This is a genomic window from Arthrobacter sp. Cr_A7, from assembly GCF_029222765.1.
Lineage (GTDB): Bacteria > Actinomycetota > Actinomycetes > Actinomycetales > Micrococcaceae > Arthrobacter.
The window spans coordinates 1-992 of sequence record NZ_JARHXQ010000181.1 but is presented as its reverse complement, the minus strand read 5'-3'; the positions used below and the strand labels follow the sequence as shown (position 1 = coordinate 992).

1 protein-coding gene is annotated in these 992 nt (G+C 66.1%); it reads right to left on the bottom strand.

The annotated features are described in order from the left end of the window. On the bottom strand, positions 1-992 hold a 992-nt coding region (locus P2Q66_RS11035; protein ID WP_275728014.1), incomplete at both ends, for a relaxase/mobilization nuclease domain-containing protein.

Below are 992 nucleotides of genomic sequence, written 5' to 3'. Positions count from 1 at the left end.
GCAGCAGTGGCGGCCAGCGGCCCTGGCGTAGCCTCCAGCCGGTATGACCAGGCTGCAAAGGCACCGGAAACCTCACGCGCTGCTTTCGCCCAGGTCGCGTGATCGTCACGCGGAATGGTGCGCAGCTGGTCAGCCAGTGCTGTGGCGTTGCGGGTGTATTCCACCCACACATCAGCTGACGGGGTCGCGTTCTCAGGACCGTTTCTGGAGACCGTGCGCTTGTTGCGCGCGGCCGCGTTCCATTCCGCCGCGGCCTCGGTTGCCAGGTGCGGTGAGTCCATCCATTCCTCACGCAAGGCGCCGAGCTTCAGGTCGGACGCGAGCGTGCCGCCGCCGAACCAAATAGGCCGCTCCCCCGGCTTGGGGCGCTCCGCGACGGAGTAGCCAACGATGACATCAGTGGTGTTCTTCGCATAGCGCGGCCGCACCAGCAGGCCGGTGTCGCGGGCGCGGCGGACGAACTCCGCTTCGGTAGCTGACGCGCTGGCGCTGGCGCGCACCTTCCGGGCCAGCGAGGCACGGTGCATTTCGCGGTCGTCCCGGACGGCGGTGGCCTTCTCAGCCCGGTCGTAGCCGCGGGTGGCGTGCACACTGGAGAGCTCTTCGAGCCCGTACTTGGTTTCCAGTTCCCGGCACGTCTTTTGTGCGCGTTTATAGTCGCCATGGGTGGAGGCTTTGGTGCCGTCCTCGCGGACGAGGGACACGGCAATGTGAATGTGGTGGTTGCCGTTCTCGGAAGTGCCGTGGTTGACCGCGACCCACCGGCACTGGGCTTTTCCACTGGCCTCGGTAAACCCCATGGCGTCGACGAAGTCGTTCGCGATGTCACCCCACTGCTGATCCGTCAAGGCGCCTTCTTCAGCGCGGAGACTCAGGGAGCAGTGCCACACATCGGCCTGCCTGTGCCCGTTCGGTACGCGTTCCTTCTTCACCGGGTCCCAGCGGAAATCCTTCTGCAAGACCTCCACGCCGAAGGCCTTGCGCGGCTGGTC